Annotated in this window: 26 protein-coding genes; 10 read left to right on the top strand and 16 right to left on the bottom strand. The window is 72.2% G+C overall.

What is annotated here, in order from left to right; all coding sequences use genetic code 11:
• Positions 1-11: 11 nt before the first annotated feature.
• Positions 12-986: an ROK family protein gene (locus ACZ6CL_RS14680; RefSeq protein ID WP_468935777.1), complete on the bottom strand. Its 975-nt coding sequence runs from the start codon at positions 984-986 to the stop codon at positions 12-14.
• Between the two features lie 135 nt (positions 987-1,121).
• Between ACZ6CL_RS14680 and ACZ6CL_RS14675 the strand changes: the two genes are divergently transcribed.
• Positions 1,122-2,186: a LacI family DNA-binding transcriptional regulator gene (locus ACZ6CL_RS14675; RefSeq protein WP_468935774.1), complete on the top strand. Its 1,065-nt coding sequence runs from the start codon at positions 1,122-1,124 to the stop codon at positions 2,184-2,186.
• Positions 2,187-2,500: 314 nt separating this feature from the next.
• Here the strand turns inward: ACZ6CL_RS14675 and ACZ6CL_RS14670 are convergent, their stop codons facing one another.
• Positions 2,501-2,884 (bottom strand): SHOCT domain-containing protein, encoded by a 384-nt coding sequence (locus ACZ6CL_RS14670; RefSeq protein WP_468935773.1) that lies wholly within the window; start codon positions 2,882-2,884, stop codon positions 2,501-2,503.
• A 195-nt stretch (positions 2,885-3,079) separates the two neighbouring features.
• Here ACZ6CL_RS14670 and ACZ6CL_RS14665 point away from each other — a divergent pair, with 195 nt between their 5' ends.
• Positions 3,080-3,712 (top strand): GAP family protein, encoded by a 633-nt coding sequence (locus ACZ6CL_RS14665; RefSeq protein ID WP_468935771.1) that lies wholly within the window; start codon positions 3,080-3,082, stop codon positions 3,710-3,712.
• Between the two features lie 13 nt (positions 3,713-3,725).
• Here ACZ6CL_RS14665 and ACZ6CL_RS14660 read toward each other — a convergent pair whose 3' ends face one another.
• The 7 genes from ACZ6CL_RS14660 to ACZ6CL_RS14630 form a co-directional block, all read right to left on the bottom strand.
• On the bottom strand, positions 3,726-4,922 hold the full coding sequence (locus tag ACZ6CL_RS14660; protein WP_468935769.1) for a hypothetical protein: 1,197 nt from the start codon (positions 4,920-4,922) through the stop codon (positions 3,726-3,728).
• Positions 4,923-5,007: 85 nt separating this feature from the next.
• Complete coding sequence (locus ACZ6CL_RS14655) at positions 5,008-6,288, bottom strand: DUF6986 family protein (protein WP_468935766.1); 1,281 nt, start codon at positions 6,286-6,288, stop codon at positions 5,008-5,010.
• Between the two features lie 175 nt (positions 6,289-6,463).
• Complete coding sequence (locus ACZ6CL_RS14650) at positions 6,464-7,426, bottom strand: electron transfer flavoprotein subunit alpha/FixB family protein (protein ID WP_468935763.1); 963 nt, start codon at positions 7,424-7,426, stop codon at positions 6,464-6,466.
• An 88-nt stretch (positions 7,427-7,514) separates the two neighbouring features.
• Positions 7,515-8,300, bottom strand: a complete 786-nt coding sequence (locus ACZ6CL_RS14645) for an electron transfer flavoprotein subunit beta/FixA family protein (protein ID WP_468935761.1) — start codon at positions 8,298-8,300, stop codon at positions 7,515-7,517.
• Between the two features lie 198 nt (positions 8,301-8,498).
• Positions 8,499-9,005 (bottom strand): flavin reductase family protein, encoded by a 507-nt coding sequence (locus tag ACZ6CL_RS14640; protein WP_468935758.1) that lies wholly within the window; start codon positions 9,003-9,005, stop codon positions 8,499-8,501.
• A gap of 56 nt (positions 9,006-9,061) precedes the next feature.
• Positions 9,062-9,145 (bottom strand): putative leader peptide, encoded by an 84-nt coding sequence (locus ACZ6CL_RS14635; protein WP_373689202.1) that lies wholly within the window; start codon positions 9,143-9,145, stop codon positions 9,062-9,064.
• Between the two features lie 94 nt (positions 9,146-9,239).
• Positions 9,240-9,611, bottom strand: coding sequence for a TlpA family protein disulfide reductase (locus ACZ6CL_RS14630; protein ID WP_468935757.1), 372 nt, complete (start codon positions 9,609-9,611; stop codon positions 9,240-9,242).
• 191 nt (positions 9,612-9,802) lie between these two features.
• On the opposite strand from ACZ6CL_RS14630, the gene ACZ6CL_RS14625 reads away from it, so the two are divergent.
• A complete protein-coding gene (locus ACZ6CL_RS14625; RefSeq protein WP_468935756.1) occupies positions 9,803-10,534 on the top strand; it encodes a lysophospholipid acyltransferase family protein in 732 nt (243 codons plus the stop codon).
• A 61-nt stretch (positions 10,535-10,595) separates the two neighbouring features.
• Here the strand turns inward: ACZ6CL_RS14625 and ACZ6CL_RS14620 are convergent, their stop codons facing one another.
• Genes ACZ6CL_RS14620 through ACZ6CL_RS14610 form a run of 3 tightly spaced genes read right to left on the bottom strand, consistent with a single transcriptional unit; the run spans position 10,596 to position 13,893 of the window.
• Positions 10,596-11,657 carry a threonine aldolase family protein gene (locus ACZ6CL_RS14620; RefSeq protein ID WP_468935753.1) on the bottom strand — a complete coding sequence of 354 codons (1,062 nt, stop codon included), beginning with the start codon at positions 11,655-11,657 and terminating at the stop codon, positions 10,596-10,598.
• Complete coding sequence (locus ACZ6CL_RS14615) at positions 11,654-12,439, bottom strand: SDR family NAD(P)-dependent oxidoreductase (RefSeq protein WP_468935750.1); 786 nt, start codon at positions 12,437-12,439, stop codon at positions 11,654-11,656. Before ACZ6CL_RS14615 ends, ACZ6CL_RS14620 begins: the two co-directional genes overlap by 4 nt.
• Positions 12,440-12,492: 53 nt before the next feature.
• On the bottom strand, positions 12,493-13,893 hold the full coding sequence (locus tag ACZ6CL_RS14610) for a DUF6421 family protein (protein WP_468935747.1): 1,401 nt from the start codon (positions 13,891-13,893) through the stop codon (positions 12,493-12,495).
• A 264-nt stretch (positions 13,894-14,157) separates the two neighbouring features.
• On the opposite strand from ACZ6CL_RS14610, the gene ACZ6CL_RS14605 reads away from it, so the two are divergent.
• Positions 14,158-14,841 carry a glycerophosphodiester phosphodiesterase gene (locus ACZ6CL_RS14605; RefSeq protein WP_450883301.1) on the top strand — a complete coding sequence of 228 codons (684 nt, stop codon included), beginning with the start codon at positions 14,158-14,160 and terminating at the stop codon, positions 14,839-14,841.
• A gap of 16 nt (positions 14,842-14,857) precedes the next feature.
• Here ACZ6CL_RS14605 and ACZ6CL_RS14600 read toward each other — a convergent pair whose 3' ends face one another.
• The gene (locus ACZ6CL_RS14600) at positions 14,858-15,391 is read right to left on the bottom strand and encodes a GNAT family N-acetyltransferase (protein WP_468936051.1); all 534 of its coding nucleotides are present in this window, start codon (positions 15,389-15,391) and stop codon (positions 14,858-14,860) included.
• A 125-nt stretch (positions 15,392-15,516) separates the two neighbouring features.
• Here ACZ6CL_RS14600 and ACZ6CL_RS14595 point away from each other — a divergent pair, with 125 nt between their 5' ends.
• Positions 15,517-15,903, top strand: a complete 387-nt coding sequence (locus tag ACZ6CL_RS14595) for a VOC family protein (RefSeq protein WP_468935745.1) — start codon at positions 15,517-15,519, stop codon at positions 15,901-15,903.
• 28 nt (positions 15,904-15,931) lie between these two features.
• Here the strand turns inward: ACZ6CL_RS14595 and ACZ6CL_RS14590 are convergent, their stop codons facing one another.
• Together ACZ6CL_RS14590 and ACZ6CL_RS14585 are read right to left on the bottom strand one after the other, a co-directional pair.
• The gene (locus ACZ6CL_RS14590; protein ID WP_468935742.1) at positions 15,932-16,255 is read right to left on the bottom strand and encodes an AzlD domain-containing protein; all 324 of its coding nucleotides are present in this window, start codon (positions 16,253-16,255) and stop codon (positions 15,932-15,934) included.
• Entirely contained in the window at positions 16,240-16,956 is a 717-nt protein-coding gene (locus tag ACZ6CL_RS14585; protein ID WP_468935740.1) for an AzlC family ABC transporter permease, read from the bottom strand. The genes ACZ6CL_RS14590 and ACZ6CL_RS14585 overlap by 16 nt, the downstream gene beginning before the upstream one ends.
• A gap of 66 nt (positions 16,957-17,022) precedes the next feature.
• Here ACZ6CL_RS14585 and ACZ6CL_RS14580 point away from each other — a divergent pair, with 66 nt between their 5' ends.
• From ACZ6CL_RS14580 to ACZ6CL_RS14565, 4 genes are all read left to right on the top strand, one after another.
• Positions 17,023-17,589, top strand: coding sequence for a helix-turn-helix domain-containing protein (locus tag ACZ6CL_RS14580; protein ID WP_468935737.1), 567 nt, complete (start codon positions 17,023-17,025; stop codon positions 17,587-17,589).
• 109 nt (positions 17,590-17,698) lie between these two features.
• Positions 17,699-18,280, top strand: a complete 582-nt coding sequence (locus ACZ6CL_RS14575) for a DUF5134 domain-containing protein (protein WP_468935735.1) — start codon at positions 17,699-17,701, stop codon at positions 18,278-18,280.
• Positions 18,281-18,388: 108 nt separating this feature from the next.
• The gene (locus ACZ6CL_RS14570; RefSeq protein WP_468935733.1) at positions 18,389-19,324 is read left to right on the top strand and encodes a M56 family metallopeptidase; all 936 of its coding nucleotides are present in this window, start codon (positions 18,389-18,391) and stop codon (positions 19,322-19,324) included.
• Positions 19,325-19,407: 83 nt separating this feature from the next.
• Positions 19,408-20,076: a phosphatase PAP2 family protein gene (locus ACZ6CL_RS14565; RefSeq protein WP_468935731.1), complete on the top strand. Its 669-nt coding sequence runs from the start codon at positions 19,408-19,410 to the stop codon at positions 20,074-20,076.
• Here ACZ6CL_RS14565 and ACZ6CL_RS14560 read toward each other — a convergent pair.
• Positions 20,073-20,486 carry a nuclear transport factor 2 family protein gene (locus tag ACZ6CL_RS14560; protein ID WP_468935729.1) on the bottom strand — a complete coding sequence of 138 codons (414 nt, stop codon included), beginning with the start codon at positions 20,484-20,486 and terminating at the stop codon, positions 20,073-20,075. The genes ACZ6CL_RS14565 and ACZ6CL_RS14560 overlap by 4 nt on opposite strands.
• A gap of 212 nt (positions 20,487-20,698) precedes the next feature.
• Here ACZ6CL_RS14560 and ACZ6CL_RS14555 point away from each other — a divergent pair, with 212 nt between their 5' ends.
• Positions 20,699-21,316, top strand: coding sequence for a LysE family translocator (locus tag ACZ6CL_RS14555; protein ID WP_468935727.1), 618 nt, complete (start codon positions 20,699-20,701; stop codon positions 21,314-21,316).
• Positions 21,317-21,320 lie beyond the last annotated feature (4 nt).

Below are 21,320 nucleotides of genomic sequence, written 5' to 3'. Positions count from 1 at the left end.
GACAGCGCGGCTCAACTCGGACTGCCAGGCGCGCCCGCCGGGGCGAAACCCTCCAGCCGCTGGTCCTGGGCCGCCGCGGCGGCCGCCCCGACCAGGCCCGCGTCGGTGCCCATCTGTGCCGGCACGACCTCCAGCCCCCGCACATAGCTCAGGGTCGCGTAGTCGCGCAGGGCGCGCCGCAGGGGCGCGAAGAGCACGTCACCGGCGCCCGCCACCCCGCCGCCGATCACCGCCACCTCGATCTCGACGAGCGCGGCGGTCGCGGCGATCCCGGCGGCCAGGGCCTGTGCCGCGCGGTCGAAGGATGCCTGCGCGACCGGGTCACCGGCGCGTGCGGCGACGGCGACGGCCGCGGCGCTCGTGTCGCCGTCCGGGCCCGGTCGCCAGCCGCCGGACAGCGCCCGGCGGGCGATGTTGGGGCCACTGGCGATGCGCTCGACGCAGCCACGCCCGCCGCACGGGCACAGATCGCCGTCGAGGTCGACGCTGATGTGGCCGATGTGCCCGGCGTTGCCCGTGGGGCCGGGGTGGAGCCGCCCGTTCAGCACCAGCCCGCCGCCGACGCCGGTGGACACCACCATGCACAGCGCGCTCGCGCGCCCGCGCGCCGCGCCCTGCCAGTGCTCGGCGGCGGTCATGGCCGGTCCGTCGCCGACGAGCGTGACCGGCAGCTCGCCGGTGGTCTCCCGGACCCCGGCGACCAGCGGGAAGTCGCGCCAGCCCGGGATGTTGACGGGGTTGACGGTGCCCACCGAGGCGTCCACCGGGCCCGCGCTGCCGATGCCGACGGCGGCCACCCGGGACCAGTGCGCGGTGGCCGCGAGTTCGCCGAGCACCGCGGAGACCTCCCGCATCACCGCCGTGCCGTCGGGCTGCGTGGGGGTCGCGCGCCGGGCCCGTACGACCAGCTTGCCGCCGCCGTCCACCAGGCCGCCCGCGATCTTGGTGCCGCCGATGTCCAGCGCGGCGATGAGGTCACGTGCCATGGCGGTCGACTCTCCTGGTGGGCCTCGGGTGTCATCGGTTCGCGGCCACAGTCTTCCCTGCCGCTGACAACGTTGTCCAGGGGCTATGCTCGACACCCCTTCCGCCACGACGACCAGCGACGGGACGAGCACACCGTGACCGACACCGCCCGGGACACCGCCGCCGCCACCCCACCGCGGCGCTACGGCTCCCGGCCCACGATGAAGGACGTCGCCGCCCGGGCCGGGGTCGGCCTCAAAACGGTCTCGCGCGTGGTCAACGGCGAGCCGGGCGTCACCCCCGACACCGAGCACCGGGTCCAGGAGGCGATCACCGCGCTCGGCTTCCGCCGCAACGACAGCGCCCGCATCCTCCGCAAGGGGCGCACCGCGAGCGTCGGCCTGGTCCTGGAAGACCTCGCCGACCCGTTCTACGGTCCGCTCAGCCGCGCCGTCGAAGAGGTGGCCCGGTCCCATGGCGCGCTGCTGATCAACGGCTCCAGCGCCGAGGACCCGGTCCGCGAGCAGGAGTTGGTGCTCGCCCTGTGCGCGCGCCGGGTGGACGGCCTCGTCGTCATTCCGGCGGGTGACGACCACCGCTATCTGGCCCCCGAGATGGCGGCCGGTGTCGCCACCGTCTTCGTCGACCGCCCGGCGGGCGGCATCGACGCGGACGCGGTGCTCTCCGACAGCTTCGGCGGCGCGCGGGACGCGGTCGCCCACCTGATCGCCCAGGGCCACCGCCGGATCGGCTTCCTCGGCGACCAGCCGGGCATCCACACCGCCGCCGAGCGGCTGCGCGGCTACCACGCCGCGATGGCCGGGGCCGGGCTGCCGGTCCACGACGGCTGGCTCTCGCTCGGCCCGACCGACCCGGAGAGGGTGCGCGGCGCGGCCGCCGCCATGCTGGACGCCACCGAGCCGGTCACCGCGCTCTTCGCGGGCAACAACCGGGTGACGGTCACCGTCGTACGGGTCCTCGCCGAGCGCCCCGAACCCGCCGCCCCCGTCGCCCTGGTCGGCTTCGACGACTTCGAACTCGCCGATCTGCTCTCCCCCGGCATCACCGTGGTCGCCCAGGACTCGGCCCAGCTCGGCCGCACCGCCGCGGATCTGCTCTTCCGCCGCCTCGACGGCGCGAGCGGCGCACCCCGGCGGGTCGTGCTGCCGACCCGGCTGATCGCCCGCGGCTCCGGCGAATTGCCCCCGTCCCTGTCCTGAAACGCGTCGCGAACGGCCCCGCCCCGGTTGCCCCGGCTCGCCGTCCACGTCACGGTGGGGTGCGGAGGGCCGGGAGACCTCAGTCGACGGGACGGGAGAGGTGCGACGACCGGACGCCGTACGCGAACGATCCGCGCGGCGAGCCCCAAGGCCGCGCCGGCGCCGGTCGCCGCGGGCCGCTCGGAGGAGGGCGGCACCCCGTCGGCCGCGGTGTCCCGGGCCTCCCCCGCCCTCGCGGCACGGATCGGCTCCCTTCCTTCAGCCAGCTCCCTTCAGGTGGCTCCCTTCAGGTGGCTCCCTTCAGCCAGCTCCCTTCAGGCGGCGAGCACCTTGGCCTTGGCGCGTTCGTACTCCTCGGCCGTGATGTCACCGTGGTTCTTCAGCTCCACGAGCCGTGACAGCTCTTCGGCGTGGCTCGTTCCCGCGGTTCCCCGGACGAACTCCCGGAAGTCCTCCTCCGCCCGCTCGGCCCGCTTCATCTCGCGTGCGCCCATCCCGCGGCCCCGTGCCATCAGGTACACGAAGACGCCGAGGAAGGGCAGGACGACGACGAAGACGCACCAGCCCGCCTTGGCCCAGCCGCTGAGCGAGTCATCGCGGAAGATGTCCCCGATCACCCGGAAGAGCAGCATCAGCCACAGGACCCACAGGAAGATCCACATCGTGGTCCAGAACACATTGAGCAGTGGGTAGTCCATGGTCTGCCTCCCGTCGGACACACCCGGCGGGACCGACGCCACCACCGGTGCCGACGACTCCAGCGTACGGCGGCAGGTGCGCCGCGCCCGGCGGTACGCGGCCCGGTCGGCGCAGCACCAGGTGCGCCACGGGCCCGGTCGCGGGCCAATGGAGACAGGAAGGGGGCCAGGACGGCGGGGGCCGGAAGGGCAGCCATGGACCTCCAGATTCTCCCGCTCGCCATCACGATGATGGCCGGGCCGCAGATCGTGGCCGCCGTGATCCTCGTGACCACCGCGCGGCCGGTGCGGGTGTCCGCGGCGTTCCTGCTCGGGGTGGCGGTCGCGACGGCGGTGGGGGTCGCCGTCACCCGGGGGATCTTCGCGCTGCTGGGCAACGCGGTCACGCTGGGCCACCCCTCCGACCGAGGGGCGGCCGCGACTATCGTGCAGCTGGTGCTCGTGGGGCTGCTGGTGCTGATGGCAGTGAAGAACTTCGTGCGCCGGGAGTCCGTCGAACCGCCGAAGTGGCTGGGCTCGCTGATGGAGGCGGGCCCCGGGCGGGCCCTGACGACCGGGATGCTGATCATCCTGCTGATGCCCTCGGACATCATGGTGCTGCTGACGGTGGGGGCGAATCTGGAGCAGCACCGGGCGGCCCTGGCGGAGGCGCTGCCGTTCATCGGTGCCACCGTGCTGATCGCGGCGCTGCCGCTGCTGATCTACGTCGTCTTCCGGAACCGGGCGCGGCGCGCGATGCCCCGGCTGCGGGAGTGGTTGAACACCCACAGCTGGGTGGTCAACATCGCCGCCTGCCTGCTCTTCATCGTGCTCATCCTCACCCCCTGAAGCCCTCACCCTCTTAAAGCCGGTCCCGGCCCGTCGCGGCCAGCAACGTGATCACCGCGAGGACGGCCAGCAGGACCAGCACCAGGAACAGCACGGTCAGCACGGTGGGGTGGTTCCACAGCGCGAAGACGGCGGCCGGGGCCAGCGGCGCCGCGACGGTCAGCTCCCGCCGGTGGTCCGCGGTCCAGACCCCGGCCCGTCCGGTGCGCATCCCGCGGGCCGCGCCCCAGTACGCGGCGGAGTCGGCGGCGCGCTCGGCCGCGGCCCGTGCGGCGCGCGGCAGCCGTCCGGGACCGGCCAGATAGGCACCCGCCGCGACGACGGCGCTGAGCACCAGCACGGTGAGCACGGTGACCCGCAGGAAGCGCACCACGGTGTCGAAGAGGGCCGACGCGGCGGCCCGGGACAGCACGCCCGGCGGCACGTGGTCGAGGCAGTACCGGCGCGCCACGGTGAGGGCGAGGGCCAGTGCCAGCGAGGCGACGGCGGCGCCGAGGGCGGCGCGGGCGAGCGCGCGGCGGCGGCCCCGGGCGAGCAGCACGCCGGTGGCGCCGAGCGCGACGGTCAGGGCGGGCAGCCAGTTGCCGACCAGGTCGAGCAGGCGCACCGCCCGCTTGACGCGGTCGAGTTGCTGGGAGTGGAAGAGGATCGTCCGGCGGTGGATGTCGGGGATGTCGCTCGCCGAGGGGAATCCGGCGTTCACGAGCTGGAGTCTGACCTTCTCCACGGCGGCGCCGACGTTCAGGGTCACGGTGTCGCCGCGTACGCCGACCGGACCCTGGCCCTCGCCGGTGAAGGCGTTCACGGCGGCCGCGTGGGCGGCCCGGTTGGCGACGGTCCATACGGCGGCGAACTCCTCGGTGTGCACGATGTGCGTCGCGACCTTGCGTACGGCCTGGTCGAGGGCCGCGTCCAACTGGGGAGCCAGGCCCTCGATGGTGTCGGCGGCCCGTGACGGCAGGCCCTGGTCGCGCAGCCAGTCGGCGATGTCGGAGGTGACCTTCCGGCTGTTGTGCCGGAGGTCGACGGCGTCGCCGACGTGGTCCACGGCCGCCTCCTGGATCGCCGGATCGGTCGCCAGCGGGGCGACCGTCGCCACGTAGCGGTCGGTGTCCAGGACGATGCCGTGGACCCATACGGTCAGCACGGACACCGGTACGAGCAGGCAGGCGAGCAGGATCAGCAGGGCTGACACGGCACTTCTGACCATGCCACCATCTCCCGCCCTCCCTGGCGGAAGCGCATCCCGGGTGACACGGAGGGGTGAGCGAATATGGCCAGGCGGATCAGAGGGGTCAGATGGATGGGCCGCGTCCGGCGAGGGCGTCGAGTTCGGCGCGGCTCAGCCCGGTGAGCCGTGCCACCTCGGCGGCGTCGACCGCGCCGCAGTCCAGACCGCGCAGCAGATGGCCGCTGAGCGCCTTCGCGGTGGCGGGCTCGTCCATGACGTCCCCGCCCGTACGGTTCACATAGGCCGCGAGCCGGGCCGCGGCCGTCTCCAGGCCCTCGCGGTAGAACGCGTAGACGGCGGCGTAACGGGTGGGGAGGTGGCCGGGGTGCATGTCCCAGCCCTGGTAGTACGCGCGGGCCAGGGACCGCCGGACGAGGCCGTGGTGGAGCCGCCAGGCGTCGTGGACGCGCTCGGTGGGGCCCACGGGAAGCACATTGGTCGAGCCGTCGGAGAGCCGGACGCCGGTGCCCGCGGCGGCGACCTGCATGACGGCCTTGGCATGGTCGGCGACGGGATGGTCCATGGACTGGTGGGCGGCGCTGACGCCGCAGGAGGCGCTGTAGTCGAAGGTGCCGTAGTGGAGTCCGGTGGCGCGGCCCTGGGCCGCCTCGATCATCCGGGCGACGGTGGCACGGCCGTCGGGGCCGAGGATGGACTGGGTGGTCTCGATCTGGATCTCGAAGCCGAGCCGCCCCGAGGGGAGCCCGCGGGCCTTCTCGAACTCCTCGCACAGCCGGACCATGGCGCTGACCTGTTCGGCGTACGTCACCTTGGGGAGGGTGAGCACGAGCCCGTCCGGCAGACCGCCGGAGTCCATCAGTCCGGTGAGGAAGACGTCGAGGGTGCGGATGCCGCGGTCGCGGACGGCGGCCTCCATGCACTTCATGCGGATGCCCACATAGGGCGGTGCGGTGCCCGCCGCGTGGGCGGCGGCGACCACCGTGGCGGCGTGGGCGGCCGCGGCGTCCTCCTCGGCGTCGGGGCGCGGCCCGTAGCCGTCCTCGAAGTCGATGCGCAGGTCTTCCACCGGCTCGCGCTCCAGCTTGGCACGCACCCGCCGGTACACGGGCTCGGCCAGTTCGTCGGGGATGCCGAGGACCGCGGCGAAGGCGGCGGCGTCGGGCGCGTGGGCGTCGAGGGCGGCGAGCGCCTGGTCGCCCCAGTCGCGCACGGTGCTGTCGGTGAGGGCGTCGGCGGGGACGTAGACGGTGTGCACGGGCTGGCGGGTGCCGGAGTCGCCCGGATAGCGGCGGGCGAGGTCGGCGTCGACGGGTGCGAGGAACGCGGTGATCCCCTCGCCTACGCCGCGCGGCAAGCTGGTCCCCGCCGTCTCGTGCTGAGTCATGCCCGCACCTCCGCCTTTCACCTCGGCCCAACCGACTCGGAGTTTCCGTCTTGCGGAAACAAATATCCGTAGAGCGAAGTTATATGGGGTCCGGATGGAGGTCAACACCCCATTGACGCACGTGAGGCCCCGTACGCGCCGTGCGTACGGGGCCTCATCGCTACCGGCCGGGCGGTCAGCCCTTGCGGGCCTTGACCTCGTCGGTGAGCTGCGGGACAACCTCGAAGAGGTCGCCGACCACGCCGTAGTCGACCAGGTCGAAGATCGGGGCCTCGGCGTCCTTGTTGACGGCCACGATGGTCTTCGAGGTCTGCATACCGGCCCGGTGCTGGATCGCACCCGAGATACCGGCCGCGATGTACAGCTGCGGGGACACGGTCTTACCCGTCTGGCCCACCTGGTTGGTGTGCGGGTACCAGCCCGCGTCCACCGCCGCACGCGAGGCGCCGACCGCGGCACCGAGCGAGTCCGCGAGGGCCTCGACGACGGGGAAGTTCTCCGCGCCGCCCACACCACGGCCACCGGAGACCACGATCGCGGCCTCGGTCAGGTCCGGACGGCCCGTCGACTCACGCGCCGCGCGGGAGACGACCTTCGTGCCGGTGGCCTGCTCGGAGAACGACACCTCCAGCGCCTCGGCGGCACCCGCGGCCGGAGCCGCCTCCGGCGCGGCGGAGTTGGGCTTGACGGTGATGACCGGCGTGCCCTTGGTGATCCGGGACTTGGTGGTGTACGCGGCCGCGAACACCGACTGCGTCGCCACCGGACCCTCCGCACCGGCCTCCAGATCGACGGCGTCGGTGATGATGCCCGAGCCGATGCGGACCGCGAGCCGCGCCGCGATCTCCTTGCCCTCCGCCGAGGACGGGAGCAGCACGGCGGCCGGGCTCACGGCCTCATACGCCGCCTGCAGCGCGTCCACCTTCGGTACGACGAGGTAGTCGGCGAACTCCGGGGCGTCGGCGGTCAGCACCCGCACCGCGCCGTACTCGGCGACCTTGGCGGCGGTGTCCGCGGCACCGGCGCCCAGGGCGACGGCGACGGGCTCGCCGACGCGGCGGGCCAGCGTCAGCAGTTCCAGGGTGGGCTTGCGGACGGCGCCGTCCACGTGGTCGACATAGACGAGGACTTCAGCCATGGGACTTCTTCTCTCCTGCGAATGCGAGGGGTCGGGGCGGTCGGACGGCGCGGTTCAGAGGAAACTTCTGACCGGCCAGGCAGCGCGTTCAGACGAACTTGCGCTCCGCGAGGAATGCGGCGAGCTGCTTGCCGCCCTCGCCCTCGTCCTTGACGATCGTGCCCGCCGTGCGGGCCGGGCGCTCCTCGGCGCCGTCGACCTTCGTCCAGGCGCCCTCCAGACCCACTTCCTCGGCCTCGATGTCGAGGTCGGACAGGTCCCAGGAGGTCACCGGCTTCTTCTTGGCCGCCATGATGCCCTTGAAGGACGGGTAGCGGGCCTCGCCCGACTGGTCGGTCACCGAAACGACCGCCGGAAGCGACGCCTCCAGGTGCTCGGTCGCCGTGTCGCCGTCCCGGCGCCCCGTGACCGTGCCGTCCTCGACAGACACTTCCGACAGCAGCGTGACCTGCGGGACGCCCAGGCGCTCGGCGAGGATCGCCGGCAGCACGCCCATCGTGCCGTCCGTGGAGGCCATACCGCAGATGACCAGGTCGTAGCCGGTCTTCTCGACCGCCTTGGCCAGCACCAGCGAGGTGCCCAGCGCGTCGGTGCCGTGCAGATCGTCGTCCTCGACGTGCACGGCCTTGTCGGCACCCATCGACAGCGCCTTGCGCAGCGCGTCCTTGGCGTCCTCCGGACCCACGGTCAGCACCGTGATCTCCGCGTCGTCCGCCTCGTCCGCGATCTGGAGGGCCTGCTCGACCGCGTACTCGTCCAGCTCCGAGAGCAGACCGTCCACATCCTCACGGTCGAGCGTCAGGTCCTCGGCGAAGTGCCGGTCGCCGGTGGCGTCGGGCACGTACTTCACACAGACAACGATCCTCAAGCTCACGCCGGCTCTCCTACTGCATCGTCTCTTCCGGGCTGCCTTGTGCTGGCAGCATAGGCGCCCTCGGGGGCTCTTCCCGGTCGGTTGGCGGCCGGGGCGGCCCATGCACCGAACGAAATATTACTCGCCAGTACACCCAGGGTGTGCCCGGTACGCAACCCGGTTGAACTGTGACCTTGCCAACGGATGATCAGTCGCGGCTCAGTCGCGCAGCGCGTTGAAGCGCCCCTGGTGGTACAGGAGCGGGCGGCCCGCTCCCGCCGGATCGCCCGCGACCACCTCGCCGATCACCACGCGATGGTCCCCGGCGGGTATCCGGGCCACCACCCGGCACACCAGCCACGCCAGTACCCCGTCCAGCACCGGCACCCCCTCGGGCCCGGTGTGCCAGCCGGTGTCCGGGCCGAAGCGGTCCGCTCCGCTGCGCGCGAAGGTCGCGGCCAGCTCCCGCTGGTGCTCACCCAGGACGTGTACGCCGACGTGTTCGGCCTCGGCGATCACCGGCCAGCTGGAGGAGCTCTTGCCGACGCCGAACGAGAGCAGCGGCGGCTCGGCGGCGACGGACGCGAGGGACGTCGCGGTGAAGCCGACGGGGCGCTCCCCCCGCGCGGTGACCACCGCGACACCGGCGGCGTGCCTGCGGAAGACGGAGCGGAAGAGTTCGGGGGCGCTGAGCCGGGGCGTGCCGAGGTCGGGCGAGGCGGTCATGAACCTGTCCTTCTGCGGTGGGGTACGAGCGGGGGGAGCCGTGCTGTCGTCGTCGCTCACCCGCCCGGACACCGCGCACTCGCGGTCCGCACGAGATCCACGTGTACGCGTCCGTAGAGAAGAAGAAGTCCAGGCCGCATGACGTCACCCTGACGACCCCCGCAGCGCACCGTCAAGTACGGATGGGTGGACGGGATTCCGCGACTAGGGCATCCACCGGGATCTCACGCCGGATCAGACCGCCTCGCCGAGCGCCGCGATGACGTCCGCGGTCCGGGGCTGTCCCACCGCGCGGCGCACGATCCGGCCCCGCGCGTCCAGGACCAGCACGGTGGGCGTCCGCACGATGTCCAGCATCCGTACGAGGTCCAGCTGCGCCTCGGCGTCGATGTCGAGATGAGCCACGCCATCGACCATGTCGGCCACCTCGGCCAGGACCCGCCGGGTGGCCCGGCAGGGCTGGCAGAAGGCGCTGGAGAACTGGACGAGGGTGGCCCGGGCCCCCAGTGCCGCTCCGAGCTGGGCGGCCTCGAGCCGTTCGTCCCCGTCTGCCTCGCTCTGCCCCTGCACGTGTCGCACGCTGCCCTCCGGATTCGATGCCGTCATAGGGTGCAGCGATACGGGCCTTTAGGGGATTCCCCAGAGCCTGACGTGATGAGGATCTCGCGGCCAGGCCGGGACCCGCGCTAGCACAGAGAGATGACATAGGGCACCATCTGCCAGAAGCCGGGAAACCTACGGCTGCGTAACTTCCGCCGGGAGAGCCCTCCCAGGGAAAACGATGAAGGGTCCCTTCTATGGCAGAGCTCGTCTACCCGCCGGTGATCGGCGCGGCCCGCACCATGTTCAAGGCGCTGGACCTGCGTATCGACATGAAGGGCATCGAGAATGTCCCGGAGCGGGGTGGCGCGGTTCTGGTGAGCAACCACATCGGCTATCTCGACTTCGTGTTCGCCGGGCTCACCGCCCGTCCGGCGAAGCGGCTGGTGCGGTTCATGGCGAAGGAGGCGGTCTTCCGGCACAAGGTGTCCGGGCCGCTGATGCGGGCCATGAAGCACATCCCGGTGGACCGGGCCGCGGGCATGGACGCCTACAAGCACGCCCTCAAGGCGCTGCGCTCCGGCGAGATCATCGGCGTCTTCCCGGAGGCGACGATCTCGCGCTCGTTCACCCTCAAGAACTTCAAGTCGGGTGCGGCCCGGCTGGCCCAGGAGGCGGGCGTCCCGGTGCTGCCGATGGCCCTGTGGGGGACGCAGCGGCTGTGGACCAAGGGCCATAAGCGGGCGCTGGGCCGCAACCACTTCCCGATCACGATGCGGGTCGGCGAGCCGATGGAGGCCGACCCGACGGAGCCGTCCGACACGCTCACCGACCGGGTGCGGGGCCGGGTGCAGGAGCTGCTGGAGGCGGCGCAGCGGGCGTATCCGGTGCGGCCGAAGGGCCCGGAGGACACCTGGTGGATCCCGGCCCACCTGGGCGGTACGGCCCCCACCCCGGCGGAGGCCATCGCCCTGGACCGCGGGCGGTAATTCTTCAGCCAGTACCCGGCGGCCGTCCCTCCCGGCGGGGGGACGGCCGCTTCCGGGTCGGCTACCGCTTCATCTCCTCCCGGAGGGCCGCCACGAAGCCGTCGACGTCCTCCTCCCGGGTGTCGAACGAGCACATCCAGCGCACGTCGCCCGCCGCCTCGTCCCAGAAGTAGAAGCGGTACCGCTTCTGGAGGCGCTCACTCACATCGTGCGGCAGCCGGGCGAAGACCGCGTTGGCCTGGACGGGGTAAAGGATCGTGACGCCGTCGACCGCGCGCACCCCCTCGGCGAGCCGCTGTGCCATCGCGTTGGCGTGACGGGCGTTGCGCAGCCACAGGTCGCGGGCGAGCAGGGCCTCCAGCTGGACGGAGACGAACCGCATCTTGGACGCCAGCTGCATGGACAGCTTGCGCAGATGCTTCATGGCGCGCACCGCGTCCGGGTCGAGGACGACGACGGCCTCGCCGAAGAGCATGCCGTTCTTCGTGCCGCCGAAGGACAGCACGTCCACGCCCGCCACATTGGTGAACGAGCGCATCGGCACGTCCAGCGCCGCGGCCGCGTTGGCTATCCGCGCCCCGTCGAGGTGGACCTTCATGCCGCGCTCATGGGCGTGCTCGCAGATCGCGCGGATCTCGTCCACCGTGTAGACGGTGCCCAGCTCGGTGTTCTGGGCGATCGAGACGACCTGCGGCATCGCCCGGTGCTCGTCGTCCCAGCCGTACGCCTCGCGGTCGATGAGGTCGGGGGTGAGCTTGCCGTCCTCGGTGGGCACGGTGAGCAGCTTCAGCCCGCCGATCCGCTCGGGCGCGCCGCATTCGTCGACGTTGATGTGCGCGCTGTCGGCGCAGATGACCGCGCCCCAGCGGTCGGTGAGCGCCTGGAGGGCGACGACGTTGGCGCCGGTGCCGTTGAAGACCGGGAACGCCTGCGCGTAGGGGCCGAAGTGGCTGCGCATGACGTGCTGCAGATGCGCGGTGTAGTCGTCCTCGCCGTAGGCCACCTGATGGCCGCCGTTGGCGAGGGCGAGCGCGGCGAGGATCTCCGGGTGGCCTCCCGCGTAGTTGTCGCTGGCGAAGCCGCGTATCTCGGGGTCGTGATGACGGCGTGCGTCGGTGCTCACGGCTTGGGGGTCAGCCACTGGCGGGTTCCGTTCACTTCCCGGGCGGGCCGCTCCCAGACTCCGGCGATGGCCTCGGCCAGCTCCGTGACGTCGGTGAAGCCCGCGAACTTCGCGTTGGGGCGCTCCGCGCGCATGGCGTCGTGCACCAGCGCCTTGATCACCAGGATGACAGCCGCGGCCGCCGGACCGCCCTCGCCCCCCAGCTTGCGGAAGGAGTCGCCGAGCGCGAGCGTCCACGCCTCGGCGGCGGCCTTGGCGGCGGCGTACGCGGCGTTTCCGGCGGTGGGCTGGGACGCGCCCGCCGCGCTGATCAGCACATAGCGGCCGTTGCCGGTGCGCCGCAGGGCGTCGTGGAAGGCGAGCGAGGTGTGCTGGGCGGTGCGGATCAGCAGATTGTGCAGGGTGTCCCAGTCGGCGAGCGGGGCGTCGGCGAAGGTCTTGCTGCCGCGCCAGCCGCCGACGAGGTGGACCAGGCCGTCGACGCGGCCGAACTCCTTCTCGGTCCGGTCGGCCCAGGCACGGGTGGCGTTCAGGTCGAGCAGGTCGACCGTCTCCCCGGTGACGCGGGCGCCGCCGTGGGCGTAGCGCGCCGCGTCGACGGCCTCGGCCAGCCGCGCGGGGTCGGAGTCGGAGGCGACAACGGTGGCACCGGCCTCGGCGAGGCGGAGCAGCGTGGCGCGGCCCGCCGGGCCCGCCGCACCGGCCACCGCCACCACGGCGCCGTCCAGCGGCGTCCTGCCGCCCGGCTCGTTCGGGCTCGGGCTCGACGTCGGTGTGGTCATGCTCGCTGTCTCCTCATCGTCCGGTGCCGTGGATCGGTGCGCCGCGTTCCGGCTCACGCAGCCGCTCGTATGTCGGCGTCGCCTGCCGTGATGCCCTTGGTGGAGGCGACCACGTCACGCAGCTTCTTGGCGAGCGCCTCGTAGAACATGCTCAGCGGAAACTCGTCGGGGAGCACGTCGTCGACGAGCTTGCGCGGCGGCTGGGTCAGGTCCAGCGCGTCGGGGCCCTTGGCCCAGACGGATCCGGGGTGCGGGGCGAGATAGGTCGACACCAGCTCGTACGCCTTGAACCAGTGGACGAGCTTGGGCCGGTCGATACCGTCCCGGTACAGCTTCTCGATCTCACCGCACAGCTGGTTGGTGACCTGCGCGGCGCGCGACCAGTCGATGTGCAGGGTGTTGTCCGTCCAGCGTACGACGTCGTGCTGGTGGAGATAGGCGAACAGCAACTGGCCGCCGAGCCCGTCGTAGTTGCGGACCCGCTCACCGGTGACGGGGAACCGGAACATCCGGTCGAAGATCACGGCGTACTGGACGTCCCGGGCCTGGGCGAGCCCCTCCGCGTCGAGCTTCACGGCCTCCTTGAAGGCGGTGAGGTCGCAGCGCAGCTCCTCCAGGCCGTACATCCAGAACGGCTGGCGCTGCTTGATCATGAAGGGGTCGAACGGCAGGTCGCCATGGCTGTGGGTGCGGTCGTGGACCATGTCCCACAGGGCGAACGCCTCCTGGCAGCGCCGCTGGTCGGCGAGCATGTCCCGGATGTCGTCGGGGAGTTCGATGCCCAGCGCCCGGACGGCGGCGTCGCTGACCCGGCGGAAGCGGGCGGCCTCGCGGTCGCAGAAGATGCCGCCCCAGGTGAAGCGCTCGGGGGCCTCGCGCACGGCGATGGTCTCGGGGAAGAGCACCGCCGAGTTGGTGTCGTAGCCGGAGGTGAAGTCCTCGAATGCGAGACCGAGGTAGAGCGGGTTGTCGTAGCGGGTGCGCTCCAGCTCGGCCAGCCAGTCGGGCCAGACCATGCGCAGGACGACCGCCTCCAGATTGCGGTTCGGGTTGCCGTTCTGCGTGTACATGGGGAAGACGACGAGGTGCTGGAGGCCGTCGGCGCGCGTCCGGGCGGGCTGGAAGGCGAGCAGCGAGTCGAGGAAGTCGGGGACGCCGAAGCCGTCGTCGGCCCAGCGGCGCAGATCGGCGACGAGCGCGCGGTGGTACGCGGCGTCGTGCGGGAGCAGCGGGGCCAGCTCCTCGATGGCCGCGATCACCCTTTCGAGGGTGTCGCGGGCGCGGTGGGCCGGTGGCGCCCCCTCGGCGTCGAAGTCGATGGAACCGTCCTTGGACTGCCAGGGGCGAATCGTTTCTACAGCACCTTTGAGGGATGGCCAGGCCTGGTGTTCGATCACACGCTCCGCAGGCAGAATGCCACCGTCCGCTATGGCGGACGAAAGAATTTCCGTCATGACGACTCCTTCACCGGAGAACCTTCCGTGTAGACACCGTATCCGTGGATGACCTCGCCACTCAAGGGCGGGTAACGGAAATCGTCCTGCGTCACCTCCGCACCACCGCTGTTTTTCCTGCCCCATCCGCCCCGGACCATGCCACGGCCGTGCTTGAGCGGCCCTGCTGAAGTCGGCCGTTAGGCTGAGCGCCGGTCCGGACAGCCCGTGACTCCACACACAACCGAAAACCGACAAAAAGCCCGACAGAAGAGCGAGATCACGTTGACCTTTCTCACCATCGGACACCGCGGAGTGATGGGCGTCGAGCCGGAGAACACCCTGCGCTCATTCGTCCGGGCCGAGCACGAGGGCCTGGACGTCATCGAACTGGACCTGCACCTCAGCAAGGACGGCGCGCTCGTCGTGATGCACGACGCCCACGTCGACCGCACGACCGACGGCAAGGGCCCCATCAGCGACTTCACCCTCGCCGAGCTGCGCGAACTCGACGCCGGGGACGGCGAGCGGATCCCGGTCTTCGAGGAGGTCGTGGACGCGGTGAAGGCGCCGATCCAGGCCGAGATCAAGGACGTGGCCGCCGCGCGGGCCCTGGCCGAGGTGCTGACCAGCCGCGATCTGCTCGGCCGGGTCGACGTGATCTCCTTCCACGACGAGGCCCTCGCCGAGATCCGCACCCTGCTCCCCAGCGCCCGCACCGCCCTGGTGGCCAGCCGCTACGGGCTCGACGCCATCGACCGGGCGCACGCCGTCGGCGCCCGGACGCTGGTGCTCAACATCCGCCGGCTGACCCTGGAGCTGGTGGAGCGCGCCCACGCCGCCGACCTCAAGGTCATCGGCTGGACGGTCAACACCCCGGACCATCTGAAGCTGGCCCGCGGCCTCGGCCTCGACGGCGGCACGACCGACTTCCCGGAGATCCGCCGGGCGGTGCGCTACACGGCGTGAGCTGAGCGTTCAAGGATCAGCCCAGGGGCTTGACCAGCAGCTCGAACGCGAGATCCGGGCGGCGCGGCACGCCGAAGCGCTCATCGCCGTACGGGAACGGGATCATCCGTCCCGTCCGGGCGTAGCCGCGCCGCTCGTACCAGGCGATCAGGTCCTCGCGGGCGGTGATCACGCTCATGTGCATCTCGCGGGCGGCCCATTCTGCGGCCGCGAAACGCTCGGCCTCGGCGAGGATCACCTTCCCGAGGCCGCCGCCCTGCAGGCCGGGGCGGACCGCGAACATGCCGAAGTAGGCGTGTTCGCCGCGGCGCTCCAGCTGGCAGCAGGCGATCAGCTCGCCGTCCCGTTCGACGACCGTCATCCGGCTGTCCGCGCCCCGTACGACGGCCGCCACGCCCTCGGGGTCGGTGCGCTGCCCGCCCAGGAGGTCCGCCTCCGTCGTCCATCCGGCCCGGCTGGCGTCCCCGCGGTACGCCGACTCGATCAGCGCGACCAGCGGCTCGATGTCGGCCTCGGTGGCCCCGCGGTAGGTGAGCGCGGAGGCGCTCATGGCGGGGGCGTTCGTGGCGGGGGTGTTGGCGGCGTTCATGGCGGTGGCGTCCTAACGGCCGGATGACGGAAGAAGAAGACACTAACCCCGTCCCGCCCGGCGCGGGGGTGCGTAGGGTCACGGGCATGGTGCATGTACTGAGCGGCCGCACACTGCTGCGGCCAACGGACCCCGAGCGCTCCCGGACCTTCTACGGCGAGGCGCTGGGACTGGCGATCTACCGTGAGTTCGGGACCGGCCCCGAGCGCGGCACGGTCTACTTCCTGGGCGGTGGCTTCCTGGAGGTCTCCGGCCGCTCCGAGACCCCGCCCGCTCCGGGGCTCCAGCTGTGGCTCCAGGTCGCGGACGCGGAGGCGGCCCACGAGGAGCTGGCGGCCCGGGACGTGGAGATCCTGCGGCCGCCGAAGAAGGAGCCGTGGGGGCTGGTCGAGATGTGGATCGCCGACCCCGACGGCGTGCGCATCGCGGTCGTGGAGATCCCCGAGGACCACCCCCTGCGCTACCGGCCGTAGCGCCCTGGCCCGGCCCTGACCGGCCGGGCTAACCCACGCCGAGCAGGCGCAGCCCGGCCGCGGTGGCGGCCGCGGCCAGGACGACCACCAGGAACGGCGCCTTGCGCCAGGCGAGCACTCCGGCGACCGCGACCCCGGCGGGGCGGGCGATCCCGGCGGGCCCGTGGCCCTCGGTGAGCGCCGTCGTCGCCGCGACGGCGGCCAGCAGCACGATGGCGGAGGTCTCCATCAGCTTCTCCGCCCGGGGCGGCAGCGTGATCCGGCGGCGCAGCAGCGGCCCCGCGAGCCGGAGGGCGAACGTACCGGCCGCGAGCGCGAGGATCGCGGCGGCCAGCGTCAGGGAGCCGGGCACGGGCGCTCCTCCTCGGGGTCGTTCGCCCTGTCCGTCTTCTTCGGTACGGCGGCCAGCGCCACCCCGGCCAGGGCGAGCAGGACGGGCACGCCGGCGGGGAGGAAAGGCGTGGTGGCCAGGGCGATGGCGACGCCCGCCGGGACCGCGCGGCGCTTGTCCCGGTCGCGCAGCGCGGGCAGGACCAGGGCCAGCAGGATGGCCGGGAACATCGCGTCGAGCCCGAACAGACCGGTGTCGTCGATGACCGTGCCGATCAGCCCGCCGGTCACCGCGCCCAGCGGCCAGCAGAGGAGAACGCCCAGACCGCAGGCCCAGTAGGCGGCGCGCTGCCGCGCGACGCCGTCCTGGGCGAGGGCGAAGACGACGCTCTCGTCGTTCATCAGATGGCTGCCGAGGAGACGCCGGTGGCCGCGTCCGAGGACGTCGGGCAGGGCCAGCCCGAACGGCAGATGGCGCGCGTTGACCACCAGCCCGGCCAGCACCGCCGCGAGGGGGCTGCCGCCCGCCGCGATCAGCCCGACGAACAGGAACTCCGAGGCGCCCGCGAGCACCAGCACGCTCAACGCCGCCGGAACCCACAGAGGGAGACCGGACGCCACGGCGATCGCCCCGTACGACAGGCTGGTGACGCCGATGGCCAGGCAGACGAGCGCGATGTCCCGCAGCAGCACACGATCGAGCGTTCTCCATATCGAATGCATGACGGATATAGTGAACACCGCAGGCTACGTTCGTCAAACCGAACACAAGACGCATGGAGCGAACGGATGGCACAGGAAGTACCGGCCAGGATCCCGATGGAGTCGATCGCGGCTGTGCTGCGCCGCGAGCGCGGCCGGGCCGGGCTGTCGCTCACCGAGGTGGCCCGGCGCGCCGGAATCGCGAAGTCCACGCTCTCCCAGCTGGAGTCCGGCAGCGGAAACCCGAGCCTGGAGACGCTGTGGGCGCTGTGCGTCACCCTGGACGTGCCACCCTCGCGGCTTCTCGACCCACCGCGCCCCCGCGTCCAGGTGATCCGGGCCGACGAGGGGGTCTCGCTCGCCTCCGCGCAGGCCGACTACCGGGCCGCCATGCTGTCCGCCAGCCCTCCCGGGGCACGCCGGGACATCTACCGCCTCAGCGCCGAACCAGGCGCGGTGCGCGCCTCCGATCCGCATATGCCCGGCGTGGTGGAGCACGTCCTGCTGGCCACGGGCCGGGCCCGGGTCGGCCTCGCCGCCGAACCGGTGGAACTGCGCCCCGGCGACTATGTCGCCTATCCGGGCGACCTGCCGCACATCTTCGAGGCGCTCGAACCGTCGACGCGGGCGGTGCTCATCTCCGAGCACAACTGACGCGTCCGCGCGCTCCCCCGCTGCGCCAGTGCGCTCCCGTAGCCCGGTCCGCCCGCGGGCAACCTCCCGGCATACGTACGTCCGTGGCGTGACGACCGGGAGGTGTGCCGTGCACGGACCTCCGCTGATCGGCTGGCTGCTGGTCGCGCTGTGCGCCGCCACCGGCACGTACTGCCTGCTGCGGACGCGCGGCGAACCGGCCGGGCCGGGCCGCCGGACCGCGCGCGCCGAGGCGCTCATGGGGTGGGGGATGGCGGCGATGGCCGTGCCGTCCGCCGCCCTGGACCCGCGGCCTTGGGGCCCGCCCGCCTTCGCGGCGATGTTCGGCGTGGCGGCCGTACGGGCGGTGGGGCACCACCATCTGCACCACGCCATGGGGGCGTTGGCCATGGCGTACATGGCGCTCGCGATGATGGCGGGCCCCACGGGCGGCCACGGCCATGACGCCTCCATGACGGCAGGCGGCGCGCCCGGCGGCATGACGCCGGGCGGCACAGCGGGCGGCATACCGGTGCTCACGGGTGCCCTGCTCGCCTACTTCGCGGTCTACGCCGTCCGGTCCGGTCTGCGGCTGCTGCCGATGACGGACGGCGCGGTGACGGCCGTCGGCTGGTCGCGGCGTCCCGAACTACGGCACGCGTGCCGCCTCACGATGGCGATAGGGACGTTCACGATGCTGCTGACGCTCTGAGCCGCGCCGGGGCGCACGCCCGGTGGCGATGCCCACAAACCGTGGCGTGCGTCACTTCGTCCGCGCGGACATACCCGGGCCGACCGCCACGACCATAGGCTGACGGCCATGATGGTCCCGCTCGCGCTGATGGGCCTCGGCGCACTGGTGGCGGCAATGGCGCCGCGCCTGATGTCCCGTTCCACCTGGGTCGACCGCGAACCCGTACTCGCACTGTGGGTATGGCAATGCGTCGTCGTCGGAGTGCTGCTGTGTTGCGCCTTCACCATGGCGCTCACCGCGGCGGCGGCCTCGGAGGCCGTCCGGGGGAACGTCTTCGCCCCCGCGCCCAACGGCGTCGTGGAGGCGTACGCGCTGTCCGGCTACGGTCCTTGGGCGGCGCCCGTCGCCCTCGCCCTGGCCTCCGGCGCCGTATGGTCCGCCGTGATGCTCAGCCGCGAGATCGGCCGGGCCCGCGCCTGGCGCAGGCAGCACCGCGCCGAACTCCTCGTCCGCTCCCCCGTCTTGCCCGGTGAGGAGCCCTCCGGGGAGCGGCTCGTCGTCCTGGAGGGCGACAAGCCGGACGCCTGGTGGCTGCCCGGCACCACGCCCCAGCTCATCATCACGACGGCGGCCCTGCGCCGCCTCAAGGGGCGCCGGCTGGACGCCGTGATCGCCCATGAGCAGGGCCACGCGCGGGCCCGTCACCACTGGCTGCTGCACTGCTCCGGCGCGCTCGCCGGGGGCTTTCCGCAGGTCCCGGTGTTCGCGGCCTTCCGGGACGAGGTCCACCGGCTGGTCGAACTGGCCGCCGACGACTCCGCGTCACGGCGGTTCGGACGGACGACGACCGCGCTGGCGCTCGTCGAACTCAACGAGGACCGGGGGGTGTTCGGCCCCTGCCCCAGCGGACTCGCGCAGGTCCCGCAGCGGGTGGACCGGCTCCTGGCCCCCGCGGCGCGCTTCACCCCCGTACGCCGTCTGCAACTCACCGCCGCGGCCGCGCTGGTCCCCGTCGTCCCCCTGCTGGTGACCCTGGTCCCGGCGCTGCGGGTGCTGGGCTGAGCCTCCGGGGTACGGCCCACCGCCGACGTACGGCCCACCCGCGTGGTGGCCCCGGACGCCCGGCGTCGGCGATCATCGACACCATGCAGCCGCAGACCCCCCACCCCCGCCCCCTCCTCGTGGCAGCGGTGCTCAGCATCCTGTTCGCCGTGCTGCTCGCCCTCGTCGCCGCCCGCTGGGGGCCACTGATGGGCACGGACCGGGACCTCGTCGTCCCGCTGCACCGCTCCGCGCTCGACCACCCCGGCTGGACCGAGACCAACAGAGTGCTGACGGACTGGATCTGGGACCCCTGGACGATGCGCGCCCTGACGGCCGTGATCGTCCTGTGGCTGCTGCACCACCGGGAGCGGACGCCCGCCCTGTGGGTCGCCGTCACGGCGGCCGCCGGTACCGCCCTCCAGCAGGGCGTCAAGGCGCTCCTCGACCGCCCCCGCCCGCACTGGGCGAATCCCGTGGACACGGCCCACTACGCGGCCTTCCCCTCCGGCCACGCCCTCACCGCGACCGTCACCTTCGGCCTGCTGCTGTGGATGCTGAGGCTGCACGGCGCGCCCGCCCTCTGGCAGCGCCTGGCCACCGCCGTGGCCGCCGTCTCCGTGCTCGGCGTGGGATTCACCCGCACGTACCTGGGCGTCCACTGGCCCACCGACATCCTCGGCGGCTGGCTGCTGGGCGCGGCGCTGGTCGCCTGGGCGGTCGCCACATACCCGCACCCGGTTACCCACAGGGGCGAGCGGGAGGCTTCCTAGCCGAAGATCATGCGGTGCCCGCGGGCTGTATCCATGTACTCGTGGACCCGGTGGATGAGGCCGTCCCGGAGTTCGAAGACGAAGCAGTAGTCGTTGGCGTAGTGGTGGCCGTTGGCCAGAGTCGCCGTCATGGTTTCCTCCACGATCACCCGGTCTCCGTCGACGTGGAGGCCGTGGAAGGTGACCGCGACGTCGCGCGCGAACAGCCGGGGGAAGTCATCGGCGAGGAAGCTGGTGATCGCGTTCTTGCCCACCATGTGGCTCGGGGCGTCCAGGGCGATCGCTGTGGCGTTCCCCGGCGGCGCGAGCCACTCGGCGTCCTCGGTGAAGACCGCGGATATCTGATCGGCGTCGTGACTGGCGAACGCCTGCCATGCGGCCCGGACGATGGTGCGACTGTCCTGTGACATGCCGCGACAGTAGGCAAGGCGGCGGGGAAGGGCTGGCGGATTTCCGTCGTCATCGCCGCCCCGCGCGACGCCTCAGCAAGAATCTTCCGGAAATGGCCCCTACGAGAGAGATTTTGCCTCTCCAGTGGCTATTCCGGGGTAAGAACGCAAACACTTTCGGGCCGATCCCACCTAGCCTCCCTCCCAGAGCAAGAAATGCGAGGGATCGAACCATGGAATTGACGACGCTGGCGGCCTTTTTGGCAGTGGATCTGCTGCTGGTGTTCACCCCGGGCGCCGACTGGGCCTACGCGATCTCGGCCGGTCTGCGGGACCGGTCGGTCGTTCCGGCGGTCGCCGGGCTCATCGCCGGATACGTCGGGTACACGCTGCTCGCCGTCGCGGGCCTGGTGGTGATCGTGGCGAGTTCGGCCACCGTGCTCACCGCGCTGACCGTCGCCGGGGCCGGGTACCTGGTGTGGCTGGGCTGGGGCGTGCTGCGGCAGCCCGCCACGCTGACGGCCTCCGAGGAGACCATGGGGTCCTCCCGTTTGCAGATCATGCTCAAGGGGGTCGGGATCAGCGGCCTGAACCCCAAGGCGCTGCTGCTGTACTTCTCGCTGTTCCCTCAGTTCATCGACCCCGCCCACGGCTGGCCGGTCGCCGCGCAGACCGGCCTGCTCGGCACGCTCCACATGACGGCCTGCGCGCTGGTGTACCTCGCCGTCGGTGTCCTCGCCCGTACGGTCCTGAAGACGCGGCCGGGGGCGGCCCGGGCCGTGACCCGCGTCTCCGGCGCCATGATGATCGCCATCGGCGGGTTCCTGCTGGCGGAACGCCTGGTCGGCTGACGCG

Source organism: Streptomyces sp. NPDC041200 (assembly GCF_055591805.1).
This window is presented reverse-complemented; position numbering and strand designations above follow the sequence as displayed.